The 16,289-nt window shown below is 60.6% G+C and carries 14 protein-coding genes; 6 read left to right on the top strand and 8 right to left on the bottom strand.

Translation table 11 applies throughout. The features are described from left to right. Positions 1 to 2 precede the first annotated feature (2 nt). Positions 3 to 752 (bottom strand): methyltransferase domain-containing protein, encoded by a 750-nt coding sequence (locus tag BMS17_RS29285; RefSeq protein WP_046032980.1) that lies wholly within the window; start codon positions 750 to 752, stop codon positions 3 to 5. Then, a complete protein-coding gene (locus BMS17_RS29280) occupies positions 752 to 1,054 on the bottom strand; it encodes a MazG-like family protein (protein ID WP_046032981.1) in 303 nt (100 codons plus the stop codon). Before BMS17_RS29280 ends, BMS17_RS29285 begins: the two co-directional genes overlap by 1 nt. 144 nt (positions 1,055 to 1,198) lie before the next feature. Between BMS17_RS29280 and BMS17_RS29275 the strand changes: the two genes are divergently transcribed. Further along, entirely contained in the window at positions 1,199 to 1,492 is a 294-nt protein-coding gene (locus BMS17_RS29275; protein ID WP_077432444.1) for a hypothetical protein, read from the top strand. Positions 1,493 to 1,581: 89 nt separating this feature from the next. Continuing rightward, positions 1,582 to 2,922 carry an MATE family efflux transporter gene (locus BMS17_RS29270; protein ID WP_077432422.1) on the top strand — a complete coding sequence of 447 codons (1,341 nt, stop codon included), beginning with the start codon at positions 1,582 to 1,584 and terminating at the stop codon, positions 2,920 to 2,922. A 14-nt stretch (positions 2,923 to 2,936) separates the two neighbouring features. Here BMS17_RS29270 and BMS17_RS29265 read toward each other — a convergent pair whose 3' ends face one another. The 6 genes from BMS17_RS29265 to BMS17_RS29240 all read right to left on the bottom strand — a co-directional run bounded on the left by BMS17_RS29265 (position 2,937) and on the right by BMS17_RS29240 (position 9,680). Beyond that, a complete protein-coding gene (locus BMS17_RS29265; protein ID WP_077432421.1) occupies positions 2,937 to 3,734 on the bottom strand; it encodes a DUF4123 domain-containing protein in 798 nt (265 codons plus the stop codon). Further along, entirely contained in the window at positions 3,731 to 5,047 is a 1,317-nt protein-coding gene (locus BMS17_RS29260) for a type VI secretion system Vgr family protein (RefSeq protein ID WP_077432420.1), read from the bottom strand. The genes BMS17_RS29265 and BMS17_RS29260 overlap by 4 nt, the downstream gene beginning before the upstream one ends. 233 nt (positions 5,048 to 5,280) lie before the next feature. Then, positions 5,281 to 7,194, bottom strand: coding sequence for an arginine decarboxylase (gene speA, locus BMS17_RS29255; protein WP_077432419.1), 1,914 nt, complete (start codon positions 7,192 to 7,194; stop codon positions 5,281 to 5,283). Positions 7,195 to 7,413: 219 nt separating this feature from the next. Continuing rightward, the gene (locus BMS17_RS29250) at positions 7,414 to 7,785 is read right to left on the bottom strand and encodes a translation initiation factor Sui1 (protein ID WP_046032986.1); all 372 of its coding nucleotides are present in this window, start codon (positions 7,783 to 7,785) and stop codon (positions 7,414 to 7,416) included. A 266-nt stretch (positions 7,786 to 8,051) separates the two neighbouring features. After that, a complete protein-coding gene (locus tag BMS17_RS29245; protein WP_077432418.1) occupies positions 8,052 to 8,609 on the bottom strand; it encodes an NUDIX hydrolase in 558 nt (185 codons plus the stop codon). Positions 8,610 to 8,612: 3 nt separating this feature from the next. Then, positions 8,613 to 9,680 carry a DUF2333 family protein gene (locus tag BMS17_RS29240; RefSeq protein WP_077432417.1) on the bottom strand — a complete coding sequence of 356 codons (1,068 nt, stop codon included), beginning with the start codon at positions 9,678 to 9,680 and terminating at the stop codon, positions 8,613 to 8,615. Positions 9,681 to 10,090: 410 nt separating this feature from the next. Between BMS17_RS29240 and BMS17_RS29235 the strand changes: the two genes are divergently transcribed. The 4 genes from BMS17_RS29235 to aroQ all read left to right on the top strand — a co-directional run bounded on the left by BMS17_RS29235 (position 10,091) and on the right by aroQ (position 16,253). Continuing rightward, positions 10,091 to 11,761, top strand: coding sequence for a PleD family two-component system response regulator (locus BMS17_RS29235; RefSeq protein ID WP_046032989.1), 1,671 nt, complete (start codon positions 10,091 to 10,093; stop codon positions 11,759 to 11,761). Positions 11,762 to 11,813: 52 nt separating this feature from the next. Continuing rightward, a complete protein-coding gene (locus BMS17_RS29230; protein ID WP_046032990.1) occupies positions 11,814 to 13,760 on the top strand; it encodes a methyl-accepting chemotaxis protein in 1,947 nt (648 codons plus the stop codon). Between the two features lie 163 nt (positions 13,761 to 13,923). Continuing rightward, a complete protein-coding gene (locus BMS17_RS29225; protein ID WP_046032991.1) occupies positions 13,924 to 15,669 on the top strand; it encodes a protein-disulfide reductase DsbD in 1,746 nt (581 codons plus the stop codon). A gap of 131 nt (positions 15,670 to 15,800) precedes the next feature. Continuing rightward, positions 15,801 to 16,253, top strand: a complete 453-nt coding sequence (gene aroQ / locus BMS17_RS29220) for a type II 3-dehydroquinate dehydratase (protein WP_046032992.1) — start codon at positions 15,801 to 15,803, stop codon at positions 16,251 to 16,253. Positions 16,254 to 16,289: the final 36 nt, after the last annotated feature.

Genomic DNA, 16,289 nt, shown 5'->3' with positions numbered 1-16,289 from the left:
GATCAGACCGGTCGACAGATCCAGTGCAAATAGCGCCCAAGCCCGGCAAAGCTTGGGTGACGTCGATGGGCCAGTTCCATTTCGAGCAAGTCCACCAGCTCGGCGCGGGCCTGGAATTCCACAGGCATATAGTCGTGAAAAACCCGCACTCCACTCTGGGTTTCGACCTGCCACAGGCCTTCAAGTTGCGCCGCCAGTTCGCGTGGATCAAGGGGCTGTTGCGGGGTCAGGCTCTGCTTCTCGCCGGCCATGTCGTTCTTGCGCATCTTGCGAAAGTGGCCCTTGAGCAGGTTGCGGTAAATCAGCGCATCGCGGTTATAGAAGGCCAGGGACAACCAGCCACCGGGCTTGGTCAATTGATGCAGCACCGGCAGAATCGCGTGAGGCTCCGCCAGCCATTCGAGCACGGCATGGCACAGCACCAGGTCGTAGGGTTCGGTGAGCTGACCGAGCAGATCCTGCCACGGCGCCTGAATGAACGTTGCGCTCTGCCCGGCCTCGGCAAAGCGCTGGCGCGCCCCTTCGAGCATCGGCTCGGCGGGCTCGGCCAGGGTGACGTCATGGCCGCGCTCGGCCAGCCACAACGACATGTGGCCCAGACCGGCGCCGATGTCGAGTACGCGCAATGGTCGGTCCGGCAGGGTTTCGGCCAGGTCGGCCTGAAGCACCGCCAGGCGGATCGCGCCTTTGGCCCCGCCGTAGATTTTTTCGGCGAAGCGGGTCGCCAGTTGATCGAAATGACGATCGCTCATCAGCTGAACCTCTTTTCGCTGTCTGCGAGTTTGCTGCGCACGACTTCATTCATGTCCAGTCCCAACTCGCTGCACAGCAGCAATAGATAGAGCACGATATCGCCGACTTCCTGCCCGGCATGGGCGAGTTTGTCGGCCGGCAACTGACGTGACTGGTCTTCGGTCAACCACTGGAAAATCTCCACCAGCTCGGACATTTCCACACTGGCGGCCATGGCCAGGTTTTTCGGGCTGTGAAATGGCCGCCAGTCGTTGCGGTCACGGATGGCGTGCAGGCGTTCGGTCAGTTCAACAAGGTTCATCGGGCTCTCCTGAAGGCGTATAGCTTCGGGGGGATGCTGCGTGAAGGCAAGCGGCAAGCGCCGCAAAACCACTATGCTTGCAGGGAACTCGCCACCGCGATCAATGGCCCAAGGCTCAACCACTTTCATCAGGACGTTAACGACATGCAGGTAGAAGGTTTTTTCGACTGGCTTGGCCAGGCGCTCGGTTCGGTCATCCGCTTTATCGTTGACGGCCTCAGTGGCTTGTTCAATCTGTTGAGCCACGCCGGCGCAAACTTTGTCGAGGGCTTGTCCCGCACGCTTGGGATGGATACGTCGATCATCAGCATCGTGGCGCTGATTGTGGGGTTGATGTTGTTGTGGTCGGCGATTCGGGCGTTTATGAATGCGTCGGTCATCATGGGGATTATCTGGTTACTGCTGGGGCTTTGGTTGTTGAGCTGGATCATTCACTAACCCCACCTGTTGCTGATCGTTCCCACGCAGAGCGAGGGAACGATCATCACCAACTGTCGCTACAATGCCGGCTTCGCCAAGGAGCCTGCATGTCCAACCTGATTACCGACTGGCGCGACCGCCCGACCCATCGTCGGGTCTGGGCGCTGGCTGCGCCGATGATCCTGTCGAATATTTCCGTACCGCTGGTGGCATTGGTCGACAGTACGGTCATCGGCCACCTGCCCCACGCTCATCAGCTGGGCGCCGTCGCGGTCGGGTCCAGCTTGTATACCTTCCTGGCCTGGGCCATGGGTTTTCTGCGCATGGGCTCAACCGGCTTCGCGGCGCAGGCCGCCGGACGCGGGGATGGTGCGGCTTTGCGGCAGATTTTGCTGCAAGGCCTGTTGTTGGCCTTGGGCCTGTCGATTGTGCTGGGTGCTGCGGGCGTTCCTTTGAGCGGCGTCGCGCTGCACTTCATGCAGCCGTCGGCAGAACTGAATCAACTGACCCGCGAATTTTTCCACACACGTTTGTTCGGCCTGCCGGCGGCACTGGCCAGTTATGCCTTGGTGGGCTGGTTCCTGGGCACCCAGAATGCCCGGGCACCGCTGGCGATTTTGCTGAGCACCAACCTGGTGAACATCGCACTGAACCTGTGGTTTGTCCTCGGTCTGGAATGGGGGGTGGTCGGTGCGGCGCGGGCCTCGGTGATTGCCGAATGGACCGGTGCGCTGATCGGCCTGCTGCTGACGCGCAAAGCCTTGCGTGCCTACCCCGGTCACATCGTTTGGGCCGCGCTGGCGCTGTGGCAGAGTTGGCGGCCATTGCTGGCGGTCAATCGCGACATTTTCATCCGTAGCCTGGCGCTGCAATCGGTGTTTTTCCTGATCACCGTACAGGGTGCTCGCCTCGGCGATGCCACCGTTGCCGCAAACGCGCTGCTGCTTAACGGCTTGCTGCTGACGGCGCACGCACTGGACGGTTTGGCGCATGCCGTTGAAGCCCTGTGCGGGCACGCCATCGGGGCGCGTGATCGAGAGGCATTGCGGCGTTCATTGGTGGTCGCCTGCGGTTGGTCATTGCTGGCGAGCCTGGGCTTTGCCGTGCTGTTTGCATTCGCCGGGCATTTGTTTATCCAGATGCAGACCGACATTCAGAGTGTGCGTGACACCGCCTTCATCTACCTGCCCTACCTCGCCGCGCTGCCGTTGATCGCGGTGTGGAGTTACTTGCTCGACGGGCTGTTCATTGGCGCCACTCGCGCCCGGGAAATGCGCAACGGCATGCTGTTGACCGTGATCCTGCTGCTGCCCTTCGCCTGGGCCCTGCAAGGCTTGGGCAACCATGGGCTGTGGATCACCTTTTTGCTGTTCATGTTATTACGCAGCCTGACCCTGGGTACTTTTGCCTGGTACTTGCGCAAGAACGATGGCTGGTTCACCGGATGATAGGGGCCGGGGCTTCAGGGTTGATCGCCCTGCCACAGATTGCGCAGTCTATCGAGACGTTCCTGCTGAGTGATCCCCGGCAGCGGCAGTTCAGGTACAGCGCCGGGGTATTGCAAGCGTAACCATAACCATCCATCGAGCACCGGCCGCTCGCTGAAACCCAGCGCCAACCCCTCCAGCAGTTGGGACCACAGGTCGGTGTAATCGCTCCCGGTGGATTGGCTCCAGCGCCAGGCGTGCTGTTCCAGCAGGCAGGTTTGCAATGAGTCACGCTGACGTGCACTGAGGGCTTCCTCTATGCCCAGCGGCTCGACGGCAAGCCCCGGATTGAACAACTGCTGCCAGCCCTGACAGCCAATTGCCCGATCAGCCCAGGTTCCACCGAACCAGCGTAACCGGCTGATCGGACCGAGCCAGCGACTCAACTCCCGGGCATCGCACGCATCGAAAAAATAGCTGGCCGTCTGGGGGTTGTAGTAGCTCAGCAAGGCGCGGTGATGCAGGCCAACGGTGACGGTGAGCATGCGTTGCAAATGTTCGAGCAACTGCGACGGTGACGCGTCACTGGCCAGCCACAACCCGTTCCAGAGGTGGGGTTCACGCTGACAACGTTCGGTCAGTGCCGAGTGTCCCTTGAGGTCGATCAACACCGGGCCGTGCTCCCTCAACGGCTGCCATTCGCAGTGGTTGAACAGCCAGAACTGCCGGACCTGGGCAAACTGCTCCCGCAGCGCCTCTGCGGCCCCGGGCTCGCCCGGCACATCGAGCAACAGCCATTGCGGGGTGACGTCGGGAGCCTGGACGGCAATCATGCCGCACCGCTCCGGCCAAGCTGTGTCGCGGCCCGGCACGTGCAAAGGGTTTGCGTGCAATGAAGAAAACTGCCCCCGCCGGGCAACAGGCACAGCAACACCAACGGTTCACTGGACCGCAACAAACGCAACAATCCATCGGCCGACACGGCGTCATCGACCACCGCAGTGGGTTGTCGCTCGGCCGGGACCGGGGCGGCGGAAGGACCGGGGAGAAATCCGGTAATCAACGGTTGATCCGGATCGCCTTCGATAAAGCTCACGAGCACTTCCACGCCCTCAGTCAACGACTTGACGGGCGCATAGCTCAATTCAGGTGAAATCGACAACCAGCAGTGGCTGGGGGCCGCGCCTTCGCCCTGATAGAGCCAGTCAAATTGCACGGCAACGGGTCTGGACGCTTCGGGTTGCGGCTCATCGACCTCGACCACCCAGGCCCGTTGCAGGCCATGCATCCTGGGGCCAACGGCCGAACTCTGCGGTATAGGAGACAACTCTGCGGCCACCGCACGGATTTGGTTGCCATACGTCAACGCAGGGGCTTGTCCCGCGTGATGCTCGACATGGGTCAGCCACCAGAGACGACTCCCGTCGGCATACGGGTGGCCGGACAGCCGGACACGCTGGCCGCTGCGCAGCGTCGCGAGGTTCGAATGACCATCGCTGGCCTGTGTTCGGTCGTGAAGGGTGAACTGATGCACACCCGAGTGTCCGGTGTCGGGCGTAAAGGCCATCGTTGCGTCACACCGAACGCGCCCTGCCCCGTCTCTAATGACCAGGCAGTGACCGCGCCTGTGATGCTCGAAGTGGTAATGCAGGCGCTCCTGCGCGCACAGCCGCTGGAAAAATTGCAGGTCTGATTCCTGATACTGCGTACAGAAATCACGCGGGGGGTAATCGCCACTCACCTCAAAACGCCGATCCGTGCCGGCAATGCCATGCTCCTTGAGCACCTGAGCGAGGATCTGTGGTACCGAACGGTTACTGAACATACGCTGGCTGAACCGCTGGGCCAGGCAGGCCAGTTTCGGCCGCAGACGCACACGACAATGCCTGGCGGTGGCGTCATGTCCACCCTGGACCAGTTCATGCAACTGCCCGTGAATCCCGTTCCCCGCAGGTCCGAAATGCAAAAAAACCGGGCGATACATCAGGCTGGCCAAGTCCAAAGCCGGATCATCGACCAACAGATCGACATTGAACTCAAAGGGCTCGCTGATCGCTTCACTGCCGGTAAAGGCCAAGACCTCAAAGGGATCTGGCAGACCCTCTACATCCAGACGAAATGGCGGCTCGTTGACTGGATCGAACATCGGCGATTCTCTACAGGAGGGGCGGCCGGGGATTCTCGCCGAGAGACATGGCCGAGTAGAGAGGCGAAGTACAACTTAGGAAATGACCTACGCGAAAAGAAGACCACATCACGTGGATAGATGTGGTTGTGAGTCATTTCGCTTAAGAAAAAAGAAGCGTCGCACCAGGTCATCTGAAATTTCCGCAGCATGCGGAACATTTTCAGACAACCCGATGAGAGCAGTGCCTTACCTTACGAAGACAGGTAAGACGAACGGGTCAGGCCCAGGCGCAGAGCGTCGAGGAACTGGGTGCGCTCGGCAGCGGTGATGCGGGCACTGGCGCACTTGTCGCGGTAGTGGGTCATCAACTCTTCCGGCGACAAGTGCACGTAACGCAGCATGTCTTCGATGGTGTCATGGGTTTCGATACCGGCGTGGTACACGCTGCCATCGGCGTTCTGGTAAATGTTCACCGAGTCGGTGTCACCGAACAGGTTGTGCATGTCACCCAGGATTTCCTGGTAAGCGCCGACCAGGAAGATACCCAGCAGGTAGTCTTCACCGTCGTTCAGCGCATGCACCGGCAGGCTGGTTTCGATGCTCTGCTCGTCGACGTATTGCTTGATCTTGCCGTCGGAGTCGCAGGTCAGGTCTTGCAGCACGGCGCGGCGCAGCGGCTCTTCGTCGAGACGGTGCAGCGGCAGGATCGGCAGGACCTGGCCGATGGCCCAGGTGTCCGGCAGGCTCTGGAACACCGAGAAGTTGCAGATGTACTTGTCGGCCAGTTTGTCGTTGAGTTCGTCGAGCACCTGACGGTGCGAACGCTGACGCGCCTTCAACGAGTTGTGCAGGCGACGGCACACGGCGAAGTAGCACTGCTCGGCCAGGGCTTTTTGCGCCAGGGTCAGCTTGCCATCGGCGTACTGGGTGGCCACGTCGCTCATGTAGTGCGTGGCGCGCCAGTAGGTTTCGGTGACCATCTCGATGTCGGTCGGACCCAGCAGATCAACCAGCCACTGCACGGTTTCCGGCAGTTCTTCCTTGTTGTCGATCTTCGGCACGTCATCGTTGTGTTTCTCGACGTCGGTCACTTGCACCACCAGCATGGCGTGGTGCGCGGTCAGGGAACGGCCGCTTTCGGAGAAAATGTTCGGGTGCGGCAGGCTCTGCGCGTCGCAGAATTCCTTGAGCATCCCGACCACGACACCGGCGTAATCGTCCATGTCGTAGTTGATCGAACTGGCGTTACGCGAGTGCGTACCGTCGTAGTCCACGCCCAAGCCGCCGCCAACGTCGATGTGATCCACCGGCAGGCCAAGGTTGCGCAGTTCGCCGTAGTAACGAATCGCTTCCTTGAAACCGTGCTGGTAGTCCGCCAGGTTGGCGATCTGCGAGCCCATGTGGAAGTGCAGCAGGCGAATGCCCTGATCCAGGCCCGCCGCGCGGAAACGCTCGACCACCGACAGCAATTGCGCCGCCGACAGACCGAATTTGGATTTCTCGCCACCGGTGTCAGCCCACTTGGACGAGGCCAGGGACGACAGGCGAACGCGCAGGCCGACCTGAGGCTTGACCTTGAGCGATGCCGCTTCTTCGATCACCAGGCCGACTTCGGATTCTTTCTCGATCACGATAAAGACGTTGTGACCCAGTTTCTGGCCCATCAGCGCCAGACGAATGAACTCGCGGTCCTTGTAGCCATTGCAGACGATGGTGCCGCCCTTCGGCGCCAGCGCCAGCACGGCCAGCAACTCTGGCTTGGAGCCGGCTTCCAGACCGATGGAGACGTCCTGGGTGGCGATGATGTTTTCGATGACCGCTTCTTGCTGGTTCACCTTGATCGGGTACAGCGCGGTGTACTTGCTCTGGTATTCCAGACGCTCGATATTCGCATCGAAGGCGCCAGTCAGCTGACGCACGCGGTCTTGCAGGATATCCGGGAAACGCACCAGCAATGGCAAGGACAAACCGCTTTGGCGCAGTTGGTCGACTTGCTCGAACAGATCAATAGGCGAACTGGTCGGACCGTTCGGACGAACTTCGACGCGACCGGCGTCATTGATCGCGAAATACCCGGCCCCCCAATGGCGAATCCCGTAAACACTGCGGCTGTCCGCAACTGTCCATTGGCTGCCATCGTCTTTGCGTGTGCGTCGTACGGACATTGAAGTCCCCTATAAAGAAGTCATAGAGCGTCGCCTGGGTTCAGGCCGGCGCAGTCTAAAGAATGAAAATGACGATTAGCCTGCATGCAAGGGCGATAGACCGCACATTCAGGTTTGAGTTTAGAAACCAGTCAGAACAGGCTCTGTGAAAACCATGTAGACGACGCCAGGCCTGGTGTCAGGACCGGATCAAGCCGAGGGTGGTTTTCACAGAGGCTGCTAGCCGCCGGACTTCTTCGCTTTGAAACCGAGTTTGATCAGTTCGCCCAAGAGTAGCTCGACATGATCGCCCTGGATTTCGATGATCCCGTCTTTCAACGCCCCGCCGGTCCCGCAACGTTTCTTCAACGTGGTGGCCAGCTCCTTGAGCGCGTCTTCGGCCAACGGCACGCCGGTGATGGTCGTCACCGTCTTGCCGCCACGGCCCTTGCTTTCGCGACGCACGCGAGCGATGCCGTCGCCGGCCGGGATAACGGTCTGTTTGCAGATGCAGGCGTCCACCGGTTTACTGCATTCCGGGCAATGACGACCTGCGTCGGTGGAAAATACCAAGCCACCAAGGGCGGCGAAGGATGCGGCTTTTTTGGCCACCGGCAATCCTCTTGGGAGGACAAAGACTGGTCGCAGCACTTGGGAAGTGCTATCGACCGCGAAGCCCCACTCAGGCAGGGGCAGCGCTACTGAAACGGTACAGACTTATAGGAGCAGAGCTTGCTCGCGATGCACGTCAACGATAACGCGCGGCATCAGACAGCACGTGTCGCTCACTCGTCCTTCGCGAGCAAGCTCTGCTCTTACAAAAGGTCGCGCAGTGTAACGGCAAAAAGCCGACTTGCTAAGAGCCAATCAGCGCCAATTTATGCCTTGTTTGCGACGTCGCTTTGCTGAGCCTTCAAATAGCGCTTCAACGCCGCCAAAGAGTCCGGGCAATAAGGCTTTTGCTCGATTTCCAGCATCACCTGATCGATGGGGATAAAGCGCGCTTCAAGCACCTCTTCCGGCTGCAGGATCAACGGACCGTCCCACACCGCCGAAAACGCCGAACACCAGAGGCGGTTACCGGTGTCCTCAAAGAAGAAGTGATCGTGGGCAGTCAGCTCCACGCCACTGACACCCAGTTCTTCTTCGAGTTCGCGGGCGGCCGACTCGGCGTAGGTTTCGCTGGCGAGCACCATGCCCCCTGCCGCCACATCCCAATACCCCGGATAAATGGCTTTGCTCAAGGTTCGGCGGTGCACGCAAAGTTCACCCGCCGAATTGAACAGCATGATGTAGGTACCGCGCCCGATCAGCCCGCGCTCGCGCAAGTCTGACCGGACCAGGGCGCCGAGCAGGTTGTCCTGCTCGTCGACCCAGGCGATCTGTTCGGCATCCGAGGCCGCGCGATGGGCGGCCTCTTTTGAACTATCGACCATGACTCAGCCCTGATTGAGCAATTGACGCAAATCGATCACGGCGGCGTTGGCCCGGGAGATGTAATTGGCCATGACCAGCGAGTGGTTGGCCAGCACGCCGAAGCCGCTGCCATTGAGGATCATCGGGCTCCAGACCGGCTCTTGCGACGCCTCCAGCTCCCGAATGATCTGGCGCACGCTGACCGTGGCGTTTTTCTTGGCCAATACGTCGGCGAAGTCGACTTCGATGGCGCGCAACAAGTGCGAGAGCGCCCAGGCCTGGCCGCGAGCTTCGTAGAACACGTTGTCGATCTGCATCCACGGGGTTTCGACGATTTCTTCGTCAACCTGTGGCACTTGCCCTGGCGCGAGGACTTCGGTTTTCAACGAAGTGTTGAGTTTGACCCGGCCAACGCTGGCCGACAGGCGTTGCGACAGCGAACCCAGGCGGGTACCGACGTCACCGAGCCAGTTGTTCAGGTTGTCGGCGCGGGCATAGAACAGTGCGCTTTTCTGGTTAGGATCGGACAAACGCGCCTGATAGCGGCTCAGGGAATTGATGCCTTCCTGATACTCGGACTCACTGGAAGGCAGCACCCAGCTCTTGTTGTCGAAGTTGAAACGAGGTTCGGCCTTGGCCAGGTCGGCGTCTTCGGCCGATTGCGACTGGGAACGGGCGAAGTCTTTACGCAGTGCACGGCTCAGGTCGCGAACCTGGACCAGCACGCCATATTCCCAGCTTGGCATGTTGTCCATCCACAGGCCCGGCGGGAAACGGTCGTTGGAAATATAGCCACCCGGCTTGGTCAGCAACGTACCGGCGACGGTCTTGAGGGTTTCCACCGTGGTGTAGCCGACCACCATCTGCTTGCCTTCTTTCTCGGCGGCAACCTGGGCCGTTTGCTGAACCGGGAACAGTGCAGGCTCCTCGCTCCAATACCAACCCAGCGCAATGGTAACCAGCAGGTAAAGACCGACCAGCGTGGCCAGCGCCCGGCTGAACAGCAGGCCGCCGAAATAACTGCGGGTGGCCGACTTCGGTTCAGCGGCACGTTCAGGCGCGCTGCCCGCGCGGTTCTTCCAGTCCAGCATGGCGATATCCTTTCAATCACTTGAGTTCATCGGTTCGACCACAACCCTACGCCATCGTGCCTCGTTTTGCCGCGTATTAATCGGCGCGCTGCGGTGAGCCAGGATTGCATCGTCGAGGCGCCACTATAAAGGAAGCACATACCTTGTAGCAGCTGGCGAAGCCTGCGTTCGGCTGCGCAGCAGTCGTAAACCTTGAGTGCGAGGTCTTTCTGAAACACCACATCGACTGATTTCACGACTGCTGCGCAGCCGAACGCAGGCTGCTACATGAGCCGATCCGACTGACCGGTCACAAACTGAATGACGTCGCAATACAGATTATTGACGTACGACACTCATCCAATTGGAAAGAGGTGCTAGCATAGAGCCACCAGTCGATCTCAGCATTTACCCTAACTAGTAGTCAGGATATGACCGAGCCAGAAGACCCCAGCCGTGAGCGCCTCAAGCACCACTTTGCCCAGCGGGTAATTCATCAGGCACGTCAAATTCTTGAGATCTGGCAGCGCCTGCAACGCAGCGAGTGGTCCATTACCGACCTGTCGGAACTGAGCGAAGCCAACCTTCGCCTGCTGCGCTTTGCCGAGCGCTTCGAACAACCGGAACACACTCAACTGGCGCGCCATATCGGCCAGTCGCTGGAAGCTGTCGACGCCAATCGCGGACGCCTGAGCAGCGGTCTGATCACCGACCTCAATCGCTTGATGCAGCGTCTGTCGCGCACCGGCCTGCGCCATGGCGATCAGTTCGAACAAACCTTCCTGCCGCCCTTGCGCAAGCCCATCTACGTAATGCTGCAGGATCACGACCGCGCCGAGCGCCTGGCCAAGCAACTGGAATTTTTCGGACTCAGCGCCCAGTCCCTGGACAGCGTTGCAGCGTTTCGCTCCTCGATGGTCGAGCGCTTGCCGGCGGCGATCGTCATGGACGTGGACTTCAGTGGCCCCGGCATTGGCCTGAAACTGGCGGCCGAAGCCCAGGAAGGTCTCGATCATCGGCTGCCGCTGTTGTTCTTCAGCCTGCACGAAACCGACACCCCGACCCGCCTCGCCGCCGTGCGCGCCGGTGGCCAGGAGTTTCTCACCGGCACGCTGGAGGCTTCGAGCCTACTGGAGAAAATCGAAGTCCTGACCTGCGTCGCCCAGTACGAACCTTATAAAGTGCTGATCATCGACGATTCGCGCGCCCAGGCCCTGCACACCGAACGCCTGTTGAACAGCGCCGGGATCGTCACACGCACACTGATTGATCCGATTCAGGCCATGGCCGAACTGTCGGACTTCCAGCCTGACCTGATCATCCTCGACATGTACATGCCGACCTGCACCGGTACCGAGCTGGCCAAGGTGATCCGACACAACGACCGTTACGTCAGCGTCCCGATCATTTACCTGTCGGCCGAAGACGATCTGGACAAGCAGCTCGATGCCATGAGCGAAGGCGGCGATGACTTCCTGACCAAACCGATCAAGCCGCGCCACCTGATCACCACTGTACGCAACCGCGCAGCACGGGCGCGCAATCTGAAAGCCCGAATGGTCCGCGACAGCCTGACCGGCTTGTACAACCACACGCACATTTTGCAATTGCTCGAAGACTGCAGCTTCCGCTCTCGCCGCGAGAGCAAGCCGTTGAGCTTTGCGATGCTCGACATCGACCACTTCAAGCGAGTCAACGACAGCCACGGCCACCCCATGGGCGACCGGGTGATCAAAAGCCTGGCGCTGTTCCTCAAGCAACGGTTGCGCAAGACTGATTTCATCGGCCGTTACGGCGGTGAAGAGTTTGCGATCGTCATGCCGGACACCGATCTCGAATCCGCTTACACAGTGTTGGATGAAATTCGTCAGCGCTTTGCCGAAATCCACTACCCGGCCCAACCACAGGATCTGTGGTGCACGTTCAGCGCGGGCGTGGTGGAGCTGTGCGAACACTCCGACAGCCTGATGATGGCCAGCCAGGCAGACGAGGCGCTGTACCGCGCCAAGGACGCCGGACGCAACCGTGTCCAGGCGGCGCGAACGTCACAGCAAAGTGCCACTTTTTCATCGGAATCTACCGATTCGGTCATAACCCTGTAACACAAACGCAATAAATTCAGGCGCTTACCATTCTGCCGCTGGTAGACCTGCTATGCGCCTGAAGTTGCTGACCAATCTCAACACCCTCCTTTTAGTCGCCGTGTGCGTGGCCCTTGGCGCCACACTGTGGTGGTCGCAAAAGGCCCTGGAGCGCCCCTATCTTTTGATGGAGCGTTACCTCGGCCTGTCCCAGCAATTTCAGAATGAAGTTGCGCGCAACATCGAGGACTACCTTGGCAGTGGCGATGCCCTGCGCCTTAGTAGCGCCAGCCAGGCCATTGATGCCTTGCAAAAGGAGCTCGGTGAACTGCCCCCGGCGCTGGCCGACACCTTGCGCCCGAGCTTGTCGGGCCTGGATGAATTCAGCAAAACCGACCTGTTGGCCGCCGGCAAACTCGCGGGTGACCCGCAAGCATTGTTGCTGCAAGCCGAACGCGAACTGGGCGCCAGCCTCGACCAGCTCAGCCAATACGCCAGCGCTGACGCAGCCTACCTGACGCCGCTGCTCGCCGCCGCTCAACACTTGGGCAAACTGTCTCTGGCCCGGGACAAACTGGTCAGCAGTGGCCGCAGCGAACTGGCTGCGGACGTCGAGCGCGAAGTGGCCAACATCCGTGCGCAAGCGGAGCTGCTGGGCACCCTGCCGCTGCTCGGCGTCACCGCCAAAAGCGAATCGAACACCGATGATTTCGCGTCGATGATGGGCCTGGAAAACAACGAAAAAACCGCCGCCGAAGATGCCGGTGTCGGCCTCAAGCGTGAACTCAACAGCTTGCTGACGCGCTACCCGGCCGAGCTGGCGCGCACGCGCGACCAGATTCAGAAACGTACTGACCTCAGTGCCGCCACTCACTTGAAAATCGCCGCCGTGCAGCAAGCCATTGCCGGGCTCGAACCGGTGGTCCGCGCCCAGCACGGGCAGATCCAGAGCGAAGTGAGGTTGATGCAGGGTGTGATGATCGGACTCATCCTGTTGATCGCCTTGCTCATCGACACCCTGCAACGACGCCTGGCCCGAACCCTGACGAACCTGGCGCCGGCGCTGTCCACCTGGGCAGAAGGCGACTTCAGCCGCGACATCGAACTGGGCAATACCAATCGCGAACTGCATGACATTCAAGCGTCGCTCAATCGCTTGCGCGCCTACCTGGTGGACCTGGTCGGGACCATTCGCCTCAACGCCGAGCAGGTCGCTGGCAGCAGCCGAACCCTGGCCGATTTGAGTAGCGACCTGCACAGCGGCGCCGAGCATCAGGCCGGCGACACGGCGCTGATCCGCGATTCCCTCGGCGAACTGGAGGCGACCATTCAACAAGTCGCCGGCGATGCCAGCCAAGCGGCCGACGCCAGTCGCAATGCCGGCCTGGCGGTCGAGCATGGGCAAAAAGTCATCGGGCTTAGCCTGACGGGCCTGCACGCGCTGGTGGGTGAAGTGCAGGGCAACGCGCAAATGATCGAGCACCTGGCGGAAGAGTCGGCGACCATCGGCGGTGTGTTGACGGTGATCCGCTCGATTGCCGACCAGACCAACCTGCTGGCCCTGAACGCCGCCATCGAAGCGGCCCGCGCCGGGGAATTGGGTCGCGGGTTTGCGGTAGTGGCTGAAGAGGTTCGCTCGCTGGCGCAACGCACCGCCGGGGCCACAGCCGAAATTCAAACGCTGATTGCCGGCCTGCAAACCGCCGCGCGCCAATCGGTGGAAGGCATGCGCGCCCAGGTCGAACACGCCGAAGCCACGGCCAATCAGGCGCAAGCGGCCGACGGTGCACTGGATAAAATCGTCGGGGCCATCCAGACCATTGCCGACACCGCCGAGCGCATCGCCGATGTCACCGCTCAGCAGAGCGGCGCCGTCAGCGAGATTCGCAACCACAGTGAGCGAATTCACCAATTGGGCGGGGATAACTTGCTGCGCATTGGTGAAGGGCGCGAGCAAGGGGAGAACCTGTTGGTGCTGGGCGGGCGGCTGCGTACGGCCGTTCAGGCCTTCCGGGTCTGACAGACCGCCATCGCGAGCAAGCTCGCTCCCACAGGGATATGCATTCCCCTGTGGGAGCGAGCTTGCTCGCGATGGCGTCGGCACAACCACCACCGAACGCCCCGCCCTGCACGCTGGCTCGCCGTCCGCTATCATGCCCCCAATTCCGATACGCGAGATTGTCATGCGCCGCTTGCTCTGCCTGCTGCTTTTAGTGCTCGCCCTGCCGGCCACCGCCGCCGGGTTGCTGGACACAAGGCCCAGTTCCACCCTGGGCTCGATCAACAACAGCGCCGACTTCCTGCCGGTGCGCGAAGCCTTTCAGCTGAGCCTGGTAGACAGCACAGCGCAATCGATCAAGCTGCGACTCGTCGCCACCGAGGGGTATTACCTCTATCGCCATCGTTTCCAGTTTCACGCTGATCCAGCCGAGATAAGCCTGGGCGCTGCACAACTGCCCAAGGGCGAGCAGAAGCACGACGAGTTCTTCGGCGATGTCGAGGTCTATCACGGAATTATCGAGGTCGAGCTGCCGCGCACCGATCCGCGCGCTTTCACCCTGGCCGTGACTTATCAGGGGTGCGCCGATAAAGGCCTGTGCTATCCGCCAGAAACCGAGCGATTGAGCATTGATGGCATTGGCACGCAGGCAACGGTGCAAAACTGGAGCTGGCGCGAACTCGCCCTGTTCTTCCTCGCCGGCCTGGGCTTGACCTTCACGCCGTGCGTGCTGCCGATGTTGCCGATCCTTTCCGGCGTGGTGTTGCGCGATCAGGTCGGCGGGCTGCGGGGTTTCAATCTGTCGCTGGCCTATGTGCTGCCAATGGCCGTCTGCTTTGCCCTGCTCGGCGCCTTGATGGGCATGTTCGGTGCGCAGCTCAATCTCCAGGCACGGCTGCAATCGGCCTGGGTGCTGGTGCCGTTCGCAACGTTTTTTGCCATATTTGCGCTGGCGATGTTCGGCATCTTCGAACTGAAACTGCCGCAGTTCATCAACAATCACCTGCATCGCATTGCCGGCCGCACTCAAGGCGGTTCGCTGTGGGGCGCGGCAGTACTCGGGACGGTATCGAGCCTGATCGTTTCGCCTTGCGTGTCTGCGCCATTGGCCGGTGCCTTGCTGTACATCAGCGCCAGTGGCGATGCACTGGGGGGCGCACTGAAACTGTTTGTACTCGGCCTGGGCATGGGCCTGCCGCTGATCCTGGTGGCGACCGGTGGCGCCGCCCTGCTGCCGAAAAGCGGCCCGTGGATGGTCATGGTCAAAAACATCATCGGTGTCCTGCTGCTGGGTACTGCCATTGGCCTGCTGAGCCGCGTGATCCCCGGGCCGATGACGCTGGTCCTGGTGGGCTTGCTGTGGGCCGGGGTCGGCCTGTTTCTTGGCGCGCTGGAGTTCGTCTACAAACCCCCTCGAAAACGCCTGGCACAACTGCTCGGCCTGTTTCTGCTGTTTTATGCCATGGCCTGCTGGTACGGCGCCTTCAGCGGCCAGGGCGACCTGTTGAACCCCCTCGCTCGAACGCCCGTCGCGGCCAGTAGCAGCCAACCGCAGCTCACCGATGGCTGGCAAACAATCAGTACGCCCGCAGAACTGGATCGCACGCTCGCCGACGCCAAATCCTCCGGCACTCCCCTGCTGCTCGACTGGTATGCCGACTGGTGCATCAGCTGCAAAGTCATCGAACGCGAAGTGCTCAACGACGCCAACGTCATGGAACGCCTGCAAGGTTATCGACTGGTTCGTTTCGATATCACCGCCAGCAATGCCGAACAACGCGCCCTGCTCGACCGATACAAACTGTTCGGCCCTCCGGCCTTGATGTTTTTCGGCAAGGACGGGGTTGAACGTGCCGATGTGCGAGTGATCGGCGAGATCAATGCCAAGGACTTCGCCGAACGTGTTGCGAAGGCAAATGACCGGATTTAATCAGCCGGTCACATATTTCGCGCAAACATCGGCTATCGTGCTGGCTATTGCATAGAACTGGACAGTCACAAAGGCTTTGCGGCATAGTCGCCGGGTTCTGACACTTGCACACAGATAACAAGGAACAGCAGATGGCGACCCTATTGGTGCTGCACGGCCCCAACCTGAACTTGCTCGGCACCCGTGAACCGGGCACCTACGGCGCTACGACACTGGCGCAGATCAACCAGGACCTGGAACGCCGCGCCCGTGAAGCCGGCCATCATCTGCTGCACCTGCAAAGCAACGCCGAGTACGAATTGATCGACCGCATCCACGCTGCCCGCGGCGAAGGTGTGGACTTCATTCTGATCAATCCAGCAGCTTTTACGCATACAAGTGTCGCATTACGTGACGCGCTGCTGGCGGTGAGCATCCCATTCATCGAAGTGCATTTGTCTAACGTGCACAAACGCGAACCTTTCCGCCATCACTCTTACTTCTCCGACGTAGCGGTGGGAGTGATCTGCGGCCTTGGCGCCAGCGGTTATCGACTGGCCCTGGAGGCTGCACTAGAACAGCTTGAAACACAGGCAACGACTTGAACTACAAGCGTTAAACGCCCCTGACCGACCCTTGGG

Source organism: Pseudomonas sp. C9, assembly GCF_002000165.1.
Classification (GTDB): Bacteria; Pseudomonadota; Gammaproteobacteria; order Pseudomonadales; family Pseudomonadaceae; genus Aquipseudomonas.
This window is presented reverse-complemented; position numbering and strand designations above follow the sequence as displayed.

What these genes read in the sequence shown, in the direction of transcription:
- aroQ (WP_046032992.1), top strand. Translation starts at nt 15,801, where the DNA reads ATGGCGACCCTATTGGTGCTGCACGGCCCCAACCTGAACTTGCTCGGC.
- BMS17_RS29225 (WP_046032991.1), top strand. Translation starts at nt 13,924, where the DNA reads ATGCGCCGCTTGCTCTGCCTGCTGCTTTTAGTGCTCGCCCTGCCGGCC.
- BMS17_RS29235 (WP_046032989.1), top strand. Translation starts at nt 10,091, where the DNA reads ATGACCGAGCCAGAAGACCCCAGCCGTGAGCGCCTCAAGCACCACTTT.
- BMS17_RS29260 (WP_077432420.1), bottom strand. Translation starts at nt 5,047, where the DNA reads ATGTTCGATCCAGTCAACGAGCCGCCATTTCGTCTGGATGTAGAGGGT.
- BMS17_RS29265 (WP_077432421.1), bottom strand. Translation starts at nt 3,734, where the DNA reads ATGATTGCCGTCCAGGCTCCCGACGTCACCCCGCAATGGCTGTTGCTC.
- speA (WP_077432419.1), bottom strand. Translation starts at nt 7,194, where the DNA reads ATGTCCGTACGACGCACACGCAAAGACGATGGCAGCCAATGGACAGTT.
- BMS17_RS29230 (WP_046032990.1), top strand. Translation starts at nt 11,814, where the DNA reads ATGCGCCTGAAGTTGCTGACCAATCTCAACACCCTCCTTTTAGTCGCC.
- BMS17_RS29285 (WP_046032980.1), bottom strand. Translation starts at nt 752, where the DNA reads ATGAGCGATCGTCATTTCGATCAACTGGCGACCCGCTTCGCCGAAAAA.
- BMS17_RS29275 (WP_077432444.1), top strand. Translation starts at nt 1,199, where the DNA reads ATGCAGGTAGAAGGTTTTTTCGACTGGCTTGGCCAGGCGCTCGGTTCG.
- BMS17_RS29245 (WP_077432418.1), bottom strand. Translation starts at nt 8,609, where the DNA reads ATGGTCGATAGTTCAAAAGAGGCCGCCCATCGCGCGGCCTCGGATGCC.
- BMS17_RS29280 (WP_046032981.1), bottom strand. Translation starts at nt 1,054, where the DNA reads ATGAACCTTGTTGAACTGACCGAACGCCTGCACGCCATCCGTGACCGC.
- BMS17_RS29270 (WP_077432422.1), top strand. Translation starts at nt 1,582, where the DNA reads ATGTCCAACCTGATTACCGACTGGCGCGACCGCCCGACCCATCGTCGG.
- BMS17_RS29240 (WP_077432417.1), bottom strand. Translation starts at nt 9,680, where the DNA reads ATGCTGGACTGGAAGAACCGCGCGGGCAGCGCGCCTGAACGTGCCGCT.